The organism is Symplocastrum torsivum (assembly GCF_059505465.1).
Window position 1 is genome coordinate 19283 of the sequence record NZ_JCACKQ010000023.1, and the last position, 16231, is coordinate 35513.

The following is a 16231-nucleotide window of genomic DNA, read 5'->3' on the forward strand; positions in this document are numbered from 1 at the left end:
ACGTTGCCGCTGCCTCACTGTTTTGGGTGACCATATTTCATCTCCATTTCAAGAGTGCAACTCGTGCAGATATCCATGCAAGTAATTGAATTACTGTTAAGAGTAGCGGCGATACATTTTAGCAAACAGGCTAATGTCCCGCACTCGGTTAGTTCATTTTGATGCCATGGATTCGAGGAGTTCTTCGAGGCGGTTCAGCGTCTGGCGCATCCCCATCTCCATACCTGAGTGAAGATGTCCATCCCGCTGCTCAACCGACGGGTACTGGATATGGATGTGCAGTGTTGTTTTCCCGTCTTGTTCGGTTAGGGTTAGCGTATTCAGGTGGTCGCTGTCAGGAATCGGTTCGTAACGTTCGGTGGAAACCAATCGTTCCGGTGGCACAATCTCGCGGTACTCTCCTGAGAACCCGTGGTCAGTGCCGTTGCTGGAGTCATGCAAGACATAGCGCCAAGTGCCGCCCACGCGCAGGTCGATTCCGCAAACGGTCACGGTCATGCTTGTGCAACCGCCAAACCAGCGCTTTACATATTCGGGCTTAGTCCATGCCTCGAAGACAAGCCTGCGTGGGGCATTGAAGACCCGTGTCACGACAATTTCTTGATCGGACGGCAACGTCAACGTTAGACGATTCCTCTGATCGGCGACCATCTTCGCCAAGAACTCATCAAGACAGTCGAAGCTGGAATTCCATCCTCCAATAACGCCCATCTCCTCGTGTTTGCGGCGATCTTCGGCAGTGGAGTGCATAATTCGTAGGGTGAGGCGAGTCTTATTGTCTAAGTCCTCAAAGATGGCTGTCGTTACGATAGTGCCGCTGGGTAGGTCTACCTTCACCACCTGTTCAAAGCCTTCATCAAATTGATCGGTGGCGACGATCCGTTCGGGCGGTACGACTTCCTTGAAAACACCGTTCCCCGGATACTCGGTGCCATCGGGACTACACATCACATAGCGCCAAGTGCCGCCGGGTCTGAAATCCATCTGTTCGACACGGGTTGTGAAGCCTTTCGGACCCCACCACTGCTCAATATGTTTTGGCTCTGTCCACGCCTTGAACACTAGTTCGCGTGGTGCATTGAAGACGCGAGTGATGACAATTTCGCGATCACATTGAGCCTCAGTGGAATCATTCTTGTTGCCCATTTTCTTTCTCCTGGGTTTGTAACTCGTGCAGGTAATCATCCAGCCGATCAAAGCTTGACTCCCAGAATTGGCGATATTGTTCGAGCCAGTCCTCTACGTCTTTGAGTGCCTCGGCGTTGAGCTGGCACGGTCGCCACTGAGCCTCTCGCCCCCGCGTGATTAGTCCGGCACGCTCCAGCACTTTGAGATGCTTGGAAATGGCAGGAAGGCTCATCTCAAAGGGTTCGGCTAACTCCGTAACCGATGCCTCACCCTTGGCGAGGTGAGCTAGAATCGCCCGTCTCGTGGGATCGGCAAGAGCAGCAAAGGTGGCACTCAAGCGATCGCTAGACATCTGTATTTAACCGCGCAGTTAATTAACTACTAAGTTAAATGTACTAACCAAGAATGTCAAGCCCTTATTTCATAAATTGCTTGGACTAGTACACTGTAGTGGGGTAGGCTCTGACAGTTGCTGTCATGTTCAGATAGAAGCAGGACAGCATTTGCAGGATGCCCAACGGAGTGGTGCGTTTACTTATCAGCAACGCACTTTACAAGCTCAGTGATCGCACTAATCCGGAGGATAAAAAAGCCACAACATATATAGTTGCCTCGACCAAACAGCAGCACTTCCTGACCTAATTCGGTTTAACTAGAGTTTCTTGAAGTATCTGGCGATCAGTAACAACCTGAAGCCCAGCCTTTCATAGGTGCGACGTGCTGGGGTATGACCGGGATCGCCTCCGGTTTCGACCATAGCAACAGACATCCCAGCATTTTTCATCCAAGCAAGAGCGAATTCTATCAGAGCGCTGCCAATGCCGTGACCTTGAAAGTCTGGATCGACAGCGACCATGTAGATTTCACCCATGCTGGACTCGGAGTCTAGTTTCACGGCTACAAAGCCCACGGTTGAACCAGTGGCGATTGCAACCCATACATTTGTGTCTTCAGCAGCACAGACATCTTCGACAGCTTTTTGCTGGCTCACACGCCAATTATCGGGATAGAATGCTCGGTACACGTCAGCGTCCAGCACGTTCTGAATCGATTCAAAGACCGGAGTCCAGGCTCGAAGCGAAAGACGAATGACTGCATCAAGTTGCTGAGCGTCGTAAGGTTCAATTTGCACTTCCATATAAAACTCCAGTTAACGCCGAAGGTTCCCAAGCAATGAAGCCAGCTAACGTTCCTGTTGAGCGGCTGCAAGTAACCTTTGCAACTCCACCAAGATCTCTGGCTAGTCCACTCCAACTGGGTTGTTAGTCCCGCCCGTCACCCATTGCCCAGACCATTGTCTAGTCTGCGTTCAACACTCTGCGGAACACGACCTTATCATCACCCGCCGCGTAGAAGTCGCGAATGCGTGCCTCCTCCTCGTAACCGCACTTCGCGTAGAACGCCCGCGTGCGCTCGAAGTCCGGTAGCCCTGACGTTTCCACCAGCAGCATACGCCCACCGCACGCCGTCAACGTTTTTTCAACGTAGCGTAGCAGTGTTGCACCGCGTCCTTGTCCCTGGCGGTCAGGTTGGATGGCGATCAATTGCAGATTCCACGTCCGATTGGTCATCCGTTCCGGCTCACAGTAGGCGACCCCAACCGGCCCATTGTCGTCGTCGGTGAGCCAGAAACGATCGCTGTTGCTATCACAACTGAAGTAATTGGACAGCATTTCACTCAACTCTTCAAGCTCGTTCGGCTGGAAGCCGATCTCGTCAGCTATGGCGATTAGCGCGGTGGTGTCATCGGGTGTGCTCGGTCGAATCATAGTGAACTCCAGTGTATTGAGATCAGTAGGTTGTCATGCATTGCATTGACAGGCTTAAAGGTTAACCACCGTGGAGCTTCAATCAAGGGTTTAGGCTCTTCCCAAATAAAAAACACTTTTAGATAGAGCTGCTGAATCATAGGCAATAGCAACAATCTGTGAACCACATCAATCGTAATACAATATACTACAAAATGCAGTTGGCTTGGCTCTGAATGCTCACAGATAACTTTTAGGCTGCTGCCCTCACTGACCAACTAGCGGCATAACTTGTTTTTAGACCGATGGTTTTTGCATGATCTTCTGCTTGAGACTAGGAAACACGATTTTACAAAACAAGGGAAAACGCGATCGCTCCTCGTAAAAACCGAGTGGCAATCGCATTGCAACCGCCTCGACAGTATATGTGTGTTGTTACAAATTTTGAGTTTTAAAGTTTCAACCCGTAAAAAAGACAATCTCTTCTGGTACGCCTACAATGAGCTACAGACGTATTTGCAAGTCTTTTCTTTACCCTTCGCTTCTATGACTTTCCCTCCCTGGTAATCTTCTAGAACCCGTTCCAACTGCCGATTCGCCTTACAACTAAGGCGGAGAGTTTGTTCGTGGATTCCCCCTCCTTTCTCGCCAACGCCCTTGAAGATGTTGCGCTGGTGTTCAAAGTTTGAGGATGGGAGAATTTCACGATGTCATTGGATGGTAAAAACAAAACGACCAGGACTGTCATTCTATTGACGGTTATCTTCCTGGTGATTGAATTATTAGACGAGCTGGTGGATGGAGTGGGGGGTGCAGCCTATCCGTTGATTCGGAATGATTTGCATCTTTCCTATGTGCAGGTGGGACTGTTGCTGACGATACCTAATACAATCAGCAGCTTGATAGAACCCATTCTGGGGATTTTAGGAGATCTGGGTCAGCGACGGCAATTGATTTTGGCGGGAGGTATTGCTTTTGCTTTCGCATTACTACTCATTTCTCTGACTCATCACTTTTTCGGGTTATTAGCCGCGTTTGTACTGTTTTATCCCGCCTCTGGCTCCTTTGTCAGCCTTTCCCAGGCGACGTTGATGGACATCGAACCAACGCGCCACGAGCAAAACATGGCACGTTGGACATTGGCGGGTTCAGTTGGCAATGTGATGGGACCTTTGGCTTTAGCAGGTGCCATAGCATTAAATCAAAGTTGGCGAAGTGTCTTTTTAATCTTGGCAGTACTAACGGTATTACTGGTAGGAATCTTGTGGAAGTATCCAATCGCAACTTTAACCGCCTCATCTCAAGTTGAACAGCCAATACAGAGTTTCAACGATGGTATCTGTCAAGCTATCAACGCCTTAAAACGACGCAACATACTACGTTGGTTAACGTTATTGCAATTTTCGGATTTAATGTTGGATGTTCTGCGCGGTTTTTTAGCACTGTATTTTGTTGATGTCGTCGGTGCAAGCAACACGCAGGCGAGTTTTGCTATCACGGTATGGTTGGGGTTTGGCTTACTCGGAGATTTTCTTCTCATTCCTTTACTTGAACGAGTGCAAGGACTCGCTTATTTGAGGGTTAGCGCCATCATTGTTTTGTGTCTTTACCCGGCTTTTTTGGTTGTGCCCAGTCTCAATGTCAAGTTAATCATTCTCGGCTTTCTGGGGTTCCTGAATGCGGGCTGGTACTCAATTCTTCAGGGGCGATTGTACACAGCGATGCCAGGGCAGAGTGGAACTGTCATGACACTCAACAACCTGGTGGGTTTCGTGGGTGGTTTAGCCCCGTTTGTACTGGGTTGGGTTGCTCAACAGTATGGCTTGCAACCTACGATGTGGATGTTACTTGCAGCACCCATTGCCTTACTCATTGGGCTTCTTAAGGTTTAAGTTTGAATGGCAAGTTTGACTCTATCCAAAATACTTTGGCGTTGGTGGAGAGATGCGTATCATCGCCCGAAACAACAGAAGAATCGCTGATACTAAGTCATGAGACGTACCGTAACGCTACAGTACAAGAATTATTTCAACTATCAATCCTTTGGTTATGCCCAATCAAATACGACTTGCCATCATGACGGGTGCAGGAGGCGTTGGAAAGACGACTCTGGCAGCTAACCTCGGTTATGAAGTGGCTCGACTAGGACATAGAGTCGTAATTTTCGACCTTGATCCGCAAGGCTCTCTCAATGTAGCTTGTCGGTTGAGTAAGACTCCTGCACCCAAAGCCACTACGGCTTGGATTTATTCTGGCTTCTTTGACGGCACTTATACCTTAATTCCCGTGTGGGAGCAACACGTCAGTAAGCTGGAAGTCTTTCAAGGCGGAAGTGCTCTGTTCAAGATTATGCCCAATCTAACTCAGGCAGGTGGAAGTTATCTCCTGCAAGAAGCTCTTTCGGAATATCCGTTAACTCATGATTTGATCATTTTTGATTGTCCAGCGACACTAGAGCAAATTCCCAAGTCGGCTTTAATTGCAGCTACACATCTGCTAGTCCCTCTAATGCCGGATGCCAAGGCAGTTGATGGGACACGGGTACTATTAGATTGGTATGCTGCTAATGTTCAAGAGCTTCAACTGTCATCACCACCAGCTTTTCTGGGGTTTGTGATCAACAACGTAGAAGATGGAGCGGAACATCAGCGCCTCTCGAAAGAACTTCCTCCAAGATACGAGGCACGGGGGTATCGTGTATTTCCGGCTATTAGGCATTACACTGCCTTTACAAATGCCTGGTCAGAAGCTGTTCCATTAAGAGTACACCGTACAACCCATCCAGCCTTAGAGCCAATAGGAGCGATCGCTTTAGCGATTCAGCAAGAAATTACCGGAGGAAAACGTGGCAAAGCGAAATCGGCTCGACGTTGATCGCTTTTTTTCTGAAGTTGATCAAACTCAAGAAGTTTACAGTTTACGGGAGCAGCTCAAGAGACTTGAAGAGCAGCTTAGTCAACAGGTTAGTCATGAACAGCACCTGATTACTGAAATTGAGCAGTTGCGCTTGCAATCTCAAGAGCAAGCTCGTCCGCAGTTACAAAACCAAATTCGCGAACTACGGGAACACCTGAAACAAAGTCAGAGTATCAATCAATATCCAATTGACAAAATTCAGCCAAACCCCGACCAGCCACGTAAAACGTTTACTGAAGAAGTCGATTCGATGGCGCTCTCTCTACAACAGGAAGGACAACTCGACCCCGTTATCCTGTTTGAAGACGGTATGTTGTTTGATGGAGAGTGCCGCTGGCGGGCGGCTAAAAGTCTAGGATGGGATACAATAGAGGCGGTTTTCACCGCAAAACCTGATCATTCCAAAGTGCTGCGTCGTAAAGCTTATCTCACAAGCTTACATCGACGTGGCTTAAATGCTCTCGATAAAGCAGAGACATTAGTGGCGATCGCCTGTGATGAAATCCCTGAGCTGCCTCCCGAAGAAGTCCCACGGATTATTAATCGGGTTTTGACCCGCTTGAAGCGAAAGAAGCAAAGCCTGGGAGAACGTTTGCATTTACAGCACCATGAGCAACAACACGTTGTTTTAGAGCAACTAGAGGTTGACCCGATTGAATCTCAGGTTTTTCTGATTTTTCTAGGCTTGCAGGAACATCCCGCCTCGCTAAATCGAAATATTTTTCCGGCTCTGAATCTCACTTCCGACTTGAAGGCAGCAGTCCGTGAGCAGTCACTCGGTTGTGCCCAAGCTCTGATTCTGAATCGACTTTCAGCATCAGAACTCAAGATTTCCGAGCGACAAGCCTTGAAGCTTCGTGAAAAAGGCATTAGAGAAGTTCTCAGGCAAAACCTTTCTACAACGCAAACTCAACAGTGGGTTATTCAACAAAAATCACAATATATACAGCACTCGACATCGGCAATCCGAGATAAACAGGTTGATCGCTTTCTATCCAGTATTCAAAAGCTTGATTTGACAAGTGTAGAGGCTTCGTCAGAACAACTACAAGAACTTCAGCAGACGCTTGAAGACAAACTGGTTGTGTTGCAAAAACTATTGAATAATAAACTAAAGTCCGATGACGGGAGCGATTTCCGCTCTCAGTAACGGAAGCGTCCGTAACTTTAGCTTTGCTGCCAGGAAACCGGGAGACTAGGCTTACCGCATGGGGGTCTTGAAGTGGGCGTTCTCTCAAGGTCTTTTGGGAATTATCCCCGTCCGACCTGCTGGTTGTTTCCGACAAGTCCTTCAGTGGTTTCAGAACTTGTTGCTTCCCTCAAAAACAATCGTGAGGTATTGTTACTCTGCAAGGAGCAAAGTCGAGAACGTGGATGAGGTTTATGTCAGGAAGTGCGATCGCACGTTTCTCAAAGCTGTGGCAAACGTGCATCCTTAAGAGAGCCAAACTGAATCCGACTCTTGGGCATCCTGATATCTAAGTGTCTGAAGGTGGTACGATAGCCGCGATCGCATATAGCAACCACCTTCTTACCGCCAGGAGCCATATCGGTTGAGTGATGATCTAACACCTCGGTTACGCTAGCTATAGCCGTTCGAGCAAAATGCCATGCCTCAAAGGTCGCCTTACCCAACCCCCACAAGAGCAGAAGCCGAGCCTAATCCCTTTTACCCGTGATCGAAGGTGCGATCGCAACTGACCTTCCGTTAATATTAACGGAAGGTCGGCAGCTAGGCGGCTGTTCTGTCCAAAGCCGCAGGGGGTGTTCCCCAGAAATCTCTAGTTTTACTAGCGCGTGGGTGGTGGCTCTTGGCTTTTGGTTCAGCGTAGGGATCAGTGAGCGCTGACGAGTTCTGTCAGATGGAATTAAGCAAAGGCTCAAGGGAACTGAAAGAGTTGTCTCCAACATCTATTAACGATAACGTTCCTTAACCAAAAGCCCGCAGCACTTTCTCCCTCGGTTTCGGTTATAGTTATCACCCCGTTAGGTAATCGCCACAAATCTCACATGAACGCTCTTTTCCCAAGCTACAAGATTCGAGCCGCTCGAATTGAGGATTTATTAATGCTGGCTGAGATAGAACAAGCCGCCGCCACATTGTTTTGTGACACGCCTTACGCTTTTCTGGTTGACGCGGAACCCCTCTCGTTGGGCTTCGTCACCCAACAGTTTCGAGAAGGTCGGGTGTGGGTTGCTGTAGACGAGCGTGAGACACCTGTCGGGTATGCAATCAGCCAGGATGTTGATGGAAATGCTTATCTACAACAAATTGACGTACATCCAGCTTATGGACGTAGAGGTATTGGACGCGAACTTGTCGAAATAGTTTGTGTTTGGGCAAAACACCAGAACTATCGCCGGATATTGTTATCGACCTTCCGTGACATTGAGTGGAACGCCCCTTTCTATGCAAAACTTGGGTTTCAGATTTTAGCAGAGGTTGAACTAACCTCTGGTTTTCAGCAGCTCAGGTATCAAGAAGCTGAGGCGGGATTGCCAATTGATAAACGTGTGATCATGTACCGTGAGTTACAGCAGTCCAACAATATGCCCTTAGAGGCTTGAATTCCGCCCCAACTAAAAATGTGATCGCTCTTGCCCTCTCTTGAGCCGCTGCCGAATAACTACTGAAAGGCGAATAAAATCATAGTTGTACTCCTTTACCTCACTTATCTGGCTGGGTATTTTATTTTGTGCCAATTTAGCACAAAAGGCATTGTGTCCCAATCGGTGATAAGTCAGCTTATCAATGAGTTGCAAGAATCGGGGGGTCATTCTCAATAGAAGGCGATTTTTCGCTACCTAAGTTCTAGAAATTTCCGGTATTAGCCCAATTGCCGCTATACCGTCATTAGAGCCATTTTCCTACCTCACCTTATGTGAGTTATCGGAAGTAAGTACCGTGAAATACGACACAATTGATAAGCCAGGGATATGACTGGCTAACTATTGGAAGGAGGGTGGGTACTCAACCACCTGATCGGAGCCGCGTAGGCGCTGAATGTGAACTTTTTTAAATCTTGGCAGCATTCTGTCTTTGAGCAACTGACTAGCTAATAGAGGTTCACAAGAGCAAGTTGAGTGAGTAGGCACCCAGCCAATTTATAAACAATAAAAGTTGGTTAATTATTTATCTTAACTACGACTTGCGCTCTCTCTTTATCTCGATGTGGCAGAGTGGATGCGATCGCCTGCATGGAAGTGAAGCAAAAGGCTAGGCTCAAAAATTTTCCACTTCCGGCATAATCTAGGTTTCTCTGACAGCTAGAGAATTAGGACAACAAACTCAGGGTAATAGAGATGATGAGGGCAAAAGCAGGAGTCAGGAGAAAACTACCGTGGGCTGTTGTTACACTCATCGGAGTCATGGGGTTACTAGCCCCCTTGCCAGCGCCAGTGGTAGGACAAGCTAATCCTCCCCAGTCAGCTCAACACTCAGCCGAACTGGAGGAAGCTAATCGGCTGCTGAATCAACAGGTAGTTCAGCTTTACAGTCAAGGTGAGTACGCTGCTGCCATACCTTTGGTAGAACGCGCCTTAGCAATCCGTGAGAAAGTGCTGGGCAAAGAGCATCCCCTTGTTGATACTAGTCTCAACATTCTGGCAAATCTGTATTGGGAAATGGGGAACTACAGCCAAGCCGAACCACTGTACCAACGCTCCTTGGCAATCCGCGAGAAGGTGCTGGGCAAAGAGCATCTCGCTGTTGCACAAAGTCTCAACAATCTGGCATTGCTGTACCAGTATATGGAAAACTACAGCCAAGCCGAACCCCTGTACCAACGCTCCTTGGCAATATGGGAGAAGGTGCAGGGCAAAGAGCATCCCGATGTTGCTCAAAGTCTCAACAATCTGGCAGAGATGTACCGGGCACAGGGAAACTACAGCCAAGCTGAACCCCTGTACCAACGCTCCTTAGCAATCCGCGAGAAGGTGCTGGGCAAAGAAGATCCTGATGTTGCCGCCAGTCTCAACAATCTGGCAGAGCTGTATCGGGCACAGGGAAACTACAGCCAAGCTGAACCCCTATACCAACGCTCCTTGGCAATCCGCGAGAAAGTGCTGGGCAAAGAGCATCCCGATGTTGCTACGAGTCTCAACAATCTGGCATTGCTGTACTGGGAATTGGGGAACTACACTCAAGCCGAACCCCTGTACCAACGCTCCTTGGCAATCCGCGAGAAGGTGCTGGGTAAAGAGCATCCCGCTGTTGCTACTAGTCTCAACAATCTGGCAAATCTATACTTGGCACAGGGGAACTACAACCAAGCCGAACCCCTGTACCAACGCTCCTTGGCAATCCGCGAGAAGGTGCTGGGCAAAGAGCATCTCGCTGTTGCCCTAAGTCTCAACAATCTGGCAGAGCTGTATCGGGCACAGGGAAACTACAGCCAAGCCGAACCCCTGTACCAACGCTCCTTGTCAATTTTTGAGAAAGTGCTGGGCAAAGAGCATCCCGATGTTGCTACTAGTCTCAACAATCTGGCATTGCTGTACTGGGAATTGGGGAACTACACTCAAGCCGAACCCCTGTACCAACGCTCCTTGGCAATCCGCGAGAAGGTGCTGGGTAAAGAGCATCCCGCTGTTGCTACTAGTCTCAACAATCTGGCAAATCTATACTTGGCACAGGGAAACTACAGCCAAGCCGAACCCCTGTACCAACGCTCCTTGGCAATTCTTGAGAAAGTGCTGGGCAAAGAGCATCCCCTTGTTGCCCTAAGTCTCAACAATGTGGCAGTGCTGTACCGGGCACAGGGGAACTACAGCCAAGCCGAACCGCTTCACCAACGCTCCTTAGCAATCCGCGAGAAGGTACTGGGTAAAGAGCATTCCGATGTTGCCTCCAGTCTCAACAATCTGGCAGGGCTGTACCAGGCACAGGGGAACTACAGCCAAGCCGAACCCCTATACCAACGCTCCTTGGCAATTTTTGAGAAAGTGCTGGGCAAAGAGCATCCCGATGTTGCTAGTAGTCTCAACAATTTGGCAGGGCTGTACTGGGCACAGGGGAACATCGCCCGTACCCTTGAATTCCAGACTCGTGGCACCAACATTGAAGAACGCAACCTTGCCCTCATCTTCACCACTGGCTCGGAAGCCCGAAAACGCGACTACATTGCCACCCTCTCGGGTACAACCAACAGGACTGTCTCCTTGCACGTCCAGGACGCACCTAACAACCCCGAAGCTGCCCGTCTTGCCCTGACTACCATCCTCCAACGCAAAGGCATAGTCCTCGATGCTCTCAGCGACAGCCTGCAAACCTTGCGTCAAAACCTCAAACCCGAAGACCAGAAATTACTTAACGAACTGGCGGCTAGTCGCTCCCAACTGGCAGCACTGCTGTTTAAGGGAACTGGTAATCTCCCAAGCGACCAATACCGCCAGCAAGTTGCCAGCCTCAAAGCCCAAGCTGACCAACTCGAAGGCCTCCTCTCGACACGCAGCGCCGAATTCCGCACCGAATCTCAACCCGTCACTATTGAAGCCGTACAACAGCTCATTCCCCCTGATGCCGCCTTGGTAGAACTGATGTTGTACTACCCCTTCAACCCCAAAGCCACAAAACCAGATGAATATTGGGGTGCCCCTCGCTACGTCGCCTACGTCCTGCACTCTACGGGCGAACCCAAATGGGTAGACTTAGGCGAAGCCGCACCCATCAACCAAGCGGTTGCTGACTTCCGCAAAGCCCTGCGCTTTCCCCTTTCCTCTAATGTCAAGCCAGTCGCCCGGACGCTGGATGAACTCCTGATGCAGCCCGTTCGTAAGCTTCTGGGCAACAGCCGCACCGTGCTGCTTTCCCCGGACAGCCAACTTAACCTGATTCCCTTCGCTGCCTTGGTTGATGAAAATAATCGCTATCTAGTAGAAAACTACTCCATCACCTACCTGAGTTCTGGACGCGACCTGTTGCGCTTGCAAAATCCTACCCAAAGCAGCTCCTCACCCGTGCTGTTCGCTAATCCTGACTATGACAAACCAGGCAACCCGTCCGTGCCTGTTGCCACAACTCGCAGCACTCTCAACCAGCGCTCTACAGAACTCGCCCAAATTCAAGTCGGTCCCTTACCCGGAACGGCTATGGAAGCGGAAGCGATTGCCCCCATGCTACCAGGAGTCACGGTGCTGACTGGCTCACAAGCAACTGAAAATGCCCTCAAGCAACTCCAAAGTCCCAAAATTCTGCATATTGCGACTCACGGCTTCTTCCTCAATAACGTTCCCTTAGTTGCACCGCCAGATTTCTCCCGCTCATTGTTTCAAGAGGGTGCCTTCAATCAAATCCCACCCACTTCTGGCAACACCGAGAACCCCCTACTGCGTTCGGGAATTGCTCTAGCTGGGTTCAACCCCCGTCAAAGTGGCAGTGAAGATGGAGTGCTAACGGCTTTGGAAGCGGCTGGACTGAACTTATCGGGGACGGAGTTAGTGGTACTCTCAGCTTGTGAAACCGGACTGGGAGATGTTGCCAACGGGGACGGAGTTTATGGCTTGCGTCGCGCCTTGGCTGTTGCTGGAACCGACAGTCAGCTCCAAAGCCTATGGATAGTCGATGATTTTGGCACAAAAGACCTGATGGTGAGCTATTACAAGCGCTTAATGGCTAACGTTGAGCGCTCAGAAGCTCTGCGTCAAACTCAACTAGAAATGCTCCAGAACCGACAGTACCAGCATCCTTACTATTGGGCAGCTTTTATCCCTTCTGGAGATTGGAGGGCAATGCAATAAACGGAGTGTATTCCCAATCAGCTCTCAACTGTTACATTCGTTTCCGGTGACTTCAACGCCAACTCTAGCTTTGTCCCAGCTACACCGGATAAAGAGAGCCACCTCGGCGCAAAAAGTGAACTTTTGTAAATCTTGGCAGCATTATATCTGACAACAACTGACTTGTTAATAGAGGTTCACTTGAGGAAGAGGCAACGCCTCTTGCTAAGACTATACATAAGTAATTGTTCAACAGGCTCTATAAGTCAAACGAACAGAGGAACAAGCCATGAAAACTACCCTGAAAGCTTCAGTGGTCAAGAGTGTTCTGAGTGTTTTTGGTTTAATATCATTGGCGGCTGCCGCTCCTGCCCAGGCACAGAGCCTTTGTGTTGTGAATCCTTACAACCAAGTTAGTTGTACAAGATATGATTTTCAGGACAATCGACGCCCGGTTCGCGAAAGGAGAGAAGTACGTCAGGAAGTCAGAGACATTTATGAAGATGTGCTAGGTCGTGATGCCGAACGGGAAGGACTCACAGACTGGTCAAGAACGGTAATACGCCAAGGTAATTCACTTGATGATGTGCGTGAAAACATTGCTAATAGTGAAGAGGCGAAAGAGCGGATTAACGACATCTATCGCGATGTGCTAGGTCGTGAGGCTGATGCGGATGGACTTGAAACCTGGAGTGATGCTCTAGAAGATGGTGAAAGTTTAGACGATGTTCGTCGTGAGATTCTTGAAAGTGATGAAGCTAGGAGTAAAAATCCTTAAGAGGATGTCTCAACAGTAAAAAAGCGAGGATTCAGATATGGATGAGAATCCCAGCATTCTCTCGCACGTTTCGATTGGCACCAATGATTTTGAGCGGGCAATCGCTTTTTACGACGCTGTGTTGCCCCCTTTAGGCTGTAAGCGACTGATGGAACATCCAGGTGCGATTGCTTATGGCAAACAGTACCCAGAGTTTTGGGTGGCAACACCGCTCGATGGACAGCCGGCAACAGTTGGCAATGGTACTCATATTGGCTTTATCGCTCCCACGAAAGAAGCCGTTCATGCCTTCTACGAAGCAGCACTGGCAGCAGGTGGCACAGATGAAGGGGCGCCAGGTGGCAGACCCCAATACAGTGAGCCATACTACGGTTGCTTTGTGCGTGATCCAGATGGACATAAGGTTGAAGCCGCCTTTTGGGATGAGCAGCTTGAGCAAGAACTCAACGACAGCAAATCTGCCTAAGCTCAACGAGCGAAAAGTCCTATTCATTCTGTGAAAGAGGAAGGACTCATGACAACCAAATTCCTTCCCGATGGTTTTCAGACCGTGAGTGACATCTTTCTCAACTTAATTTCACCTTAGTTAGCCAAAAAATCCTTGCTCAAAGCCCACAGATAAAGCGGGAATAGAAAATACCTTCAACCACGGTTTAAGACGGAAGAAGCACCGATGAGACAATTCAATATTCTTACCTACAACATTTTCAATGGGTGTCCGCCTCCAAGAGCTGAGCAACTCGATACATGGCTTAAGCAGCATTCATATGATGTCGTTGGACTTATGGAAGTTGAAGAGTTTAACTCGAAGCATTTCCAAGAGCATGGCAAGATATGGGGTGATTACACTCATGCCGAATTCTGCCAGATGCCCAGAGCTAACTTTGTTGGAGTGCTTTCAAAATACCCGATTGAGGTATACCCCACCCCTAAGGAAAAATTTTTTCATGGGATTTTACACGTCAAGATCTGCAGTATTCACTATCTCATCGTTCATTTAACTCATAAGAGTGTGGCGGCTCGCAATGAGGAGATTTCTGAACTTATTGAAATAATTCAGAAGATTTCCGAACCACTTATCGTGATGGGGGATATGAACATAGTATCTCCGTTAGATGCTGAATTTCATACAGATGAACTCAGACGAGCATTGTTCCAGAAGCTCGATTTACGTCTACATTTCATGAGCGGTCATGAGACCATTGAGTCAATTAAAGACGGCACGCTCGAAGTCCTTGGTAAATGGTCAATAGATTATCGCCCAATGCAGCGTCTACTTGACATTGGTCTAATTGACCTGTGTAAAGAAAGCCGGGATAGATATACTGTTTCTGCTCCGACAAATATACCTGATAAGGGAAAAGCACCCCTTCCACCTGTGAGAATAGACTTTATCTTTGCCAATTATCAGTTATCCCTTCTTAATCCCAGGGCTCAGGTGTTAACCCAGAGCGATTTGGATAACATCTCTGATCATTACCCTGTGGAATGCAGTTGGACACAGTAAAAGGACTCATCTGTAATTTGCCCATATTGCATCTCACGACGCTTACCAAAAATGATTTCTCGAATAACATAGGCTGTACAAGGTTTACAGAACTACTTTACCTCTGGTGGTGCGAACCCTATATTTACCCCAACTAGCTGGAACACCCAAGCGACGTAGTTGGATGAAACTGCACGTATAATTAGTATTATCCGCACACATCCCCCCTACGCTCAACGAAACCTCGTCGATGCCCATTACTCACCTCGCCAATTATCGCCCAAAAAACTCCTCGTATAATTATGCTGCCTCCCGCGACGGGTTTTTCCGCTGGCTGGAGTCACAAGAAAAAAGTTATCACACCACTAGAAATTACTTGTGTGACTTAGATGCTTTTGCCAGATGGTTTAAAAGTAATCAAAGGCAAGAGTTGTCTCTACCCCTAGTCACCTCCATTGACCTGCGAGAATACAAACAACATTTGGTCACACTCAACTTTAAACCCCAAAGTATTAATCGTAAGTTGTCTACAATCCGCACGTTCCTCACTTGGGCGTTGGAGAAGGGATTAATTGAAGCTCTGCCCAAGATTCCCAAAGCCGTCAAGGAAGTACGCTCCTCCTCCAAGTGGCTCGACCGCCTTGCTCAAAATGCCTTGCTACGGCGCGTCGAACGCGGTGGCAACTCACGGGACTTGGGGGTGGTTCAGCTATTGCTCAATACTGGACTCCGTGCTGGAGAACTTTGTGCGCTGCGCTGGAGTGACGTGAGGATTAGCGATCGCAAAGGGATGTTAGTCGTGCGGTCGGGTAAAGGGTCGAAGCGCCGTGAGATTCCGCTCAATAAGGATGCCCGAAGTGCATTGTTGTTGTTGGGTTATTCTGACCATGTCGGGAAAGATACGCCCGTAGTTGTGGGACAGCGGGGGGCTGTGACGGTGCGGGGACTGCAAAACATCTTGGAGAAGTACAAGGGCGACTTGGAGAACTTTTCTCCCCACAGTTTGCGACATACCTTCTGCAAAAATCTGGTTGATGCAGGTGTGGGACTGGAGAAGGTTGCGGCGCTGGCTGGACATGAGAGTCTAGATACGACTCGTCGTTACTGCCAACCGTCTGAACACGATTTAGCGCGTGCGGTCGAGTTGATTGGGGAAGAAGAAGACTAAGTTAATCACAGAGAGCGACAAGAACAATGGAAACAACTTCCTTAATGGATTTAGTGGCAGGTGGGTTAGCCCTAGTTATATTAATTAGCGGACTGCTGATGCTATTTAACGGAATATCGGCATTTGGCGATAAGGATAAGTAAATTCTCGCGTGCGTTCTGTGTTCGCCGGAAACATTTGATTGTGAGAAGGGATTATGAGAACGGGGTGGGGGGATTTGGGTGGAGTCCTGTCATTTTCAGAAGACGATTGCATTAACCAGAAGAGGAGTTCAGCAACATCAGAAGACG

General features: G+C 48.7%; 15 protein-coding genes. 9 read left to right on the forward strand and 6 right to left on the reverse strand.

All coding sequences use genetic code 11. From position 1 onward, the window contains the following. Positions 1–153: 153 nt before the first annotated feature. The 4 genes from AC5JL3_RS07975 to AC5JL3_RS07990 form a co-directional block, all read right to left on the reverse strand. The gene (locus tag AC5JL3_RS07975) at positions 154–1146 is read right to left on the reverse strand and encodes an SRPBCC family protein (protein WP_496073974.1); all 993 of its coding nucleotides are present in this window, start codon (positions 1144–1146) and stop codon (positions 154–156) included. After that, positions 1130–1480: an ArsR/SmtB family transcription factor gene (locus tag AC5JL3_RS07980; RefSeq protein ID WP_496073975.1), complete on the reverse strand. Its 351-nt coding sequence runs from the start codon at positions 1478–1480 to the stop codon at positions 1130–1132. The genes AC5JL3_RS07975 and AC5JL3_RS07980 overlap by 17 nt, the downstream gene beginning before the upstream one ends. Positions 1481–1780: 300 nt before the next feature. Continuing rightward, positions 1781–2266: a GNAT family N-acetyltransferase gene (locus AC5JL3_RS07985; protein WP_496073976.1), complete on the reverse strand. Its 486-nt coding sequence runs from the start codon at positions 2264–2266 to the stop codon at positions 1781–1783. 160 nt (positions 2267–2426) lie between these two features. Next, positions 2427–2897, reverse strand: a complete 471-nt coding sequence (locus tag AC5JL3_RS07990) for a GNAT family N-acetyltransferase (protein WP_496073977.1) — start codon at positions 2895–2897, stop codon at positions 2427–2429. A 686-nt stretch (positions 2898–3583) separates the two neighbouring features. Here AC5JL3_RS07990 and AC5JL3_RS07995 point away from each other — a divergent pair. From AC5JL3_RS07995 to AC5JL3_RS08005, 3 genes are all read left to right on the forward strand, one after another. Continuing rightward, on the forward strand, positions 3584–4768 hold the full coding sequence (locus AC5JL3_RS07995) for an MFS transporter (protein ID WP_496073978.1): 1185 nt from the start codon (positions 3584–3586) through the stop codon (positions 4766–4768). A gap of 157 nt (positions 4769–4925) precedes the next feature. Beyond that, positions 4926–5750 (forward strand): ParA family protein, encoded by an 825-nt coding sequence (locus AC5JL3_RS08000; protein WP_496073979.1) that lies wholly within the window; start codon positions 4926–4928, stop codon positions 5748–5750. Next, positions 5722–6942 (forward strand): ParB/RepB/Spo0J family partition protein, encoded by a 1221-nt coding sequence (locus tag AC5JL3_RS08005; protein WP_496073980.1) that lies wholly within the window; start codon positions 5722–5724, stop codon positions 6940–6942. The genes AC5JL3_RS08000 and AC5JL3_RS08005 overlap by 29 nt, the downstream gene beginning before the upstream one ends. Positions 6943–7202: 260 nt before the next feature. Here AC5JL3_RS08005 and AC5JL3_RS08010 read toward each other — a convergent pair whose 3' ends face one another. Together AC5JL3_RS08010 and AC5JL3_RS08015 are read right to left on the reverse strand one after the other, a co-directional pair. Continuing rightward, positions 7203–7427, reverse strand: coding sequence for a hypothetical protein (locus tag AC5JL3_RS08010; protein WP_496073981.1), 225 nt, complete (start codon positions 7425–7427; stop codon positions 7203–7205). 24 nt (positions 7428–7451) lie between these two features. After that, positions 7452–7703, reverse strand: coding sequence for a hypothetical protein (locus tag AC5JL3_RS08015; RefSeq protein ID WP_496073982.1), 252 nt, complete (start codon positions 7701–7703; stop codon positions 7452–7454). A 99-nt stretch (positions 7704–7802) separates the two neighbouring features. On the opposite strand from AC5JL3_RS08015, the gene AC5JL3_RS08020 reads away from it, so the two are divergent. From AC5JL3_RS08020 to AC5JL3_RS08045, 6 genes are all read left to right on the forward strand, one after another. Next, positions 7803–8360, forward strand: coding sequence for a GNAT family N-acetyltransferase (locus AC5JL3_RS08020; protein WP_496073983.1), 558 nt, complete (start codon positions 7803–7805; stop codon positions 8358–8360). A 735-nt stretch (positions 8361–9095) separates the two neighbouring features. Then, positions 9096–12530: a CHAT domain-containing tetratricopeptide repeat protein gene (locus AC5JL3_RS08025; protein ID WP_496073984.1), complete on the forward strand. Its 3435-nt coding sequence runs from the start codon at positions 9096–9098 to the stop codon at positions 12528–12530. 268 nt (positions 12531–12798) lie between these two features. Then, complete coding sequence (locus tag AC5JL3_RS08030; protein ID WP_496073985.1) at positions 12799–13287, forward strand: DUF4214 domain-containing protein; 489 nt, start codon at positions 12799–12801, stop codon at positions 13285–13287. A gap of 37 nt (positions 13288–13324) precedes the next feature. Beyond that, entirely contained in the window at positions 13325–13753 is a 429-nt protein-coding gene (locus tag AC5JL3_RS08035) for a VOC family protein (protein WP_496073986.1), read from the forward strand. A 207-nt stretch (positions 13754–13960) separates the two neighbouring features. Beyond that, positions 13961–14794 carry an endonuclease/exonuclease/phosphatase family protein gene (locus AC5JL3_RS08040; RefSeq protein WP_496073987.1) on the forward strand — a complete coding sequence of 278 codons (834 nt, stop codon included), beginning with the start codon at positions 13961–13963 and terminating at the stop codon, positions 14792–14794. Between the two features lie 229 nt (positions 14795–15023). Then, entirely contained in the window at positions 15024–15941 is a 918-nt protein-coding gene (locus AC5JL3_RS08045) for a tyrosine-type recombinase/integrase (protein ID WP_496073988.1), read from the forward strand. Positions 15942–16231 lie beyond the last annotated feature (290 nt).

What these genes read in the sequence shown, in the direction of transcription:
- AC5JL3_RS07990 (WP_496073977.1), bottom strand. Translation starts at nt 2,897, where the DNA reads ATGATTCGACCGAGCACACCCGATGACACCACCGCGCTAATCGCCATA.
- AC5JL3_RS08000 (WP_496073979.1), top strand. Translation starts at nt 4,926, where the DNA reads ATGCCCAATCAAATACGACTTGCCATCATGACGGGTGCAGGAGGCGTT.
- AC5JL3_RS08045 (WP_496073988.1), top strand. Translation starts at nt 15,024, where the DNA reads ATGCCCATTACTCACCTCGCCAATTATCGCCCAAAAAACTCCTCGTAT.
- AC5JL3_RS08035 (WP_496073986.1), top strand. Translation starts at nt 13,325, where the DNA reads ATGGATGAGAATCCCAGCATTCTCTCGCACGTTTCGATTGGCACCAAT.
- AC5JL3_RS07975 (WP_496073974.1), bottom strand. Translation starts at nt 1,146, where the DNA reads ATGGGCAACAAGAATGATTCCACTGAGGCTCAATGTGATCGCGAAATT.
- AC5JL3_RS08040 (WP_496073987.1), top strand. Translation starts at nt 13,961, where the DNA reads ATGAGACAATTCAATATTCTTACCTACAACATTTTCAATGGGTGTCCG.
- AC5JL3_RS07985 (WP_496073976.1), bottom strand. Translation starts at nt 2,266, where the DNA reads ATGGAAGTGCAAATTGAACCTTACGACGCTCAGCAACTTGATGCAGTC.
- AC5JL3_RS07980 (WP_496073975.1), bottom strand. Translation starts at nt 1,480, where the DNA reads ATGTCTAGCGATCGCTTGAGTGCCACCTTTGCTGCTCTTGCCGATCCC.
- AC5JL3_RS08030 (WP_496073985.1), top strand. Translation starts at nt 12,799, where the DNA reads ATGAAAACTACCCTGAAAGCTTCAGTGGTCAAGAGTGTTCTGAGTGTT.
- AC5JL3_RS07995 (WP_496073978.1), top strand. Translation starts at nt 3,584, where the DNA reads ATGTCATTGGATGGTAAAAACAAAACGACCAGGACTGTCATTCTATTG.
- AC5JL3_RS08015 (WP_496073982.1), bottom strand. Translation starts at nt 7,703, where the DNA reads ATGTTGGAGACAACTCTTTCAGTTCCCTTGAGCCTTTGCTTAATTCCA.
- AC5JL3_RS08025 (WP_496073984.1), top strand. Translation starts at nt 9,096, where the DNA reads ATGATGAGGGCAAAAGCAGGAGTCAGGAGAAAACTACCGTGGGCTGTT.
- AC5JL3_RS08020 (WP_496073983.1), top strand. Translation starts at nt 7,803, where the DNA reads ATGAACGCTCTTTTCCCAAGCTACAAGATTCGAGCCGCTCGAATTGAG.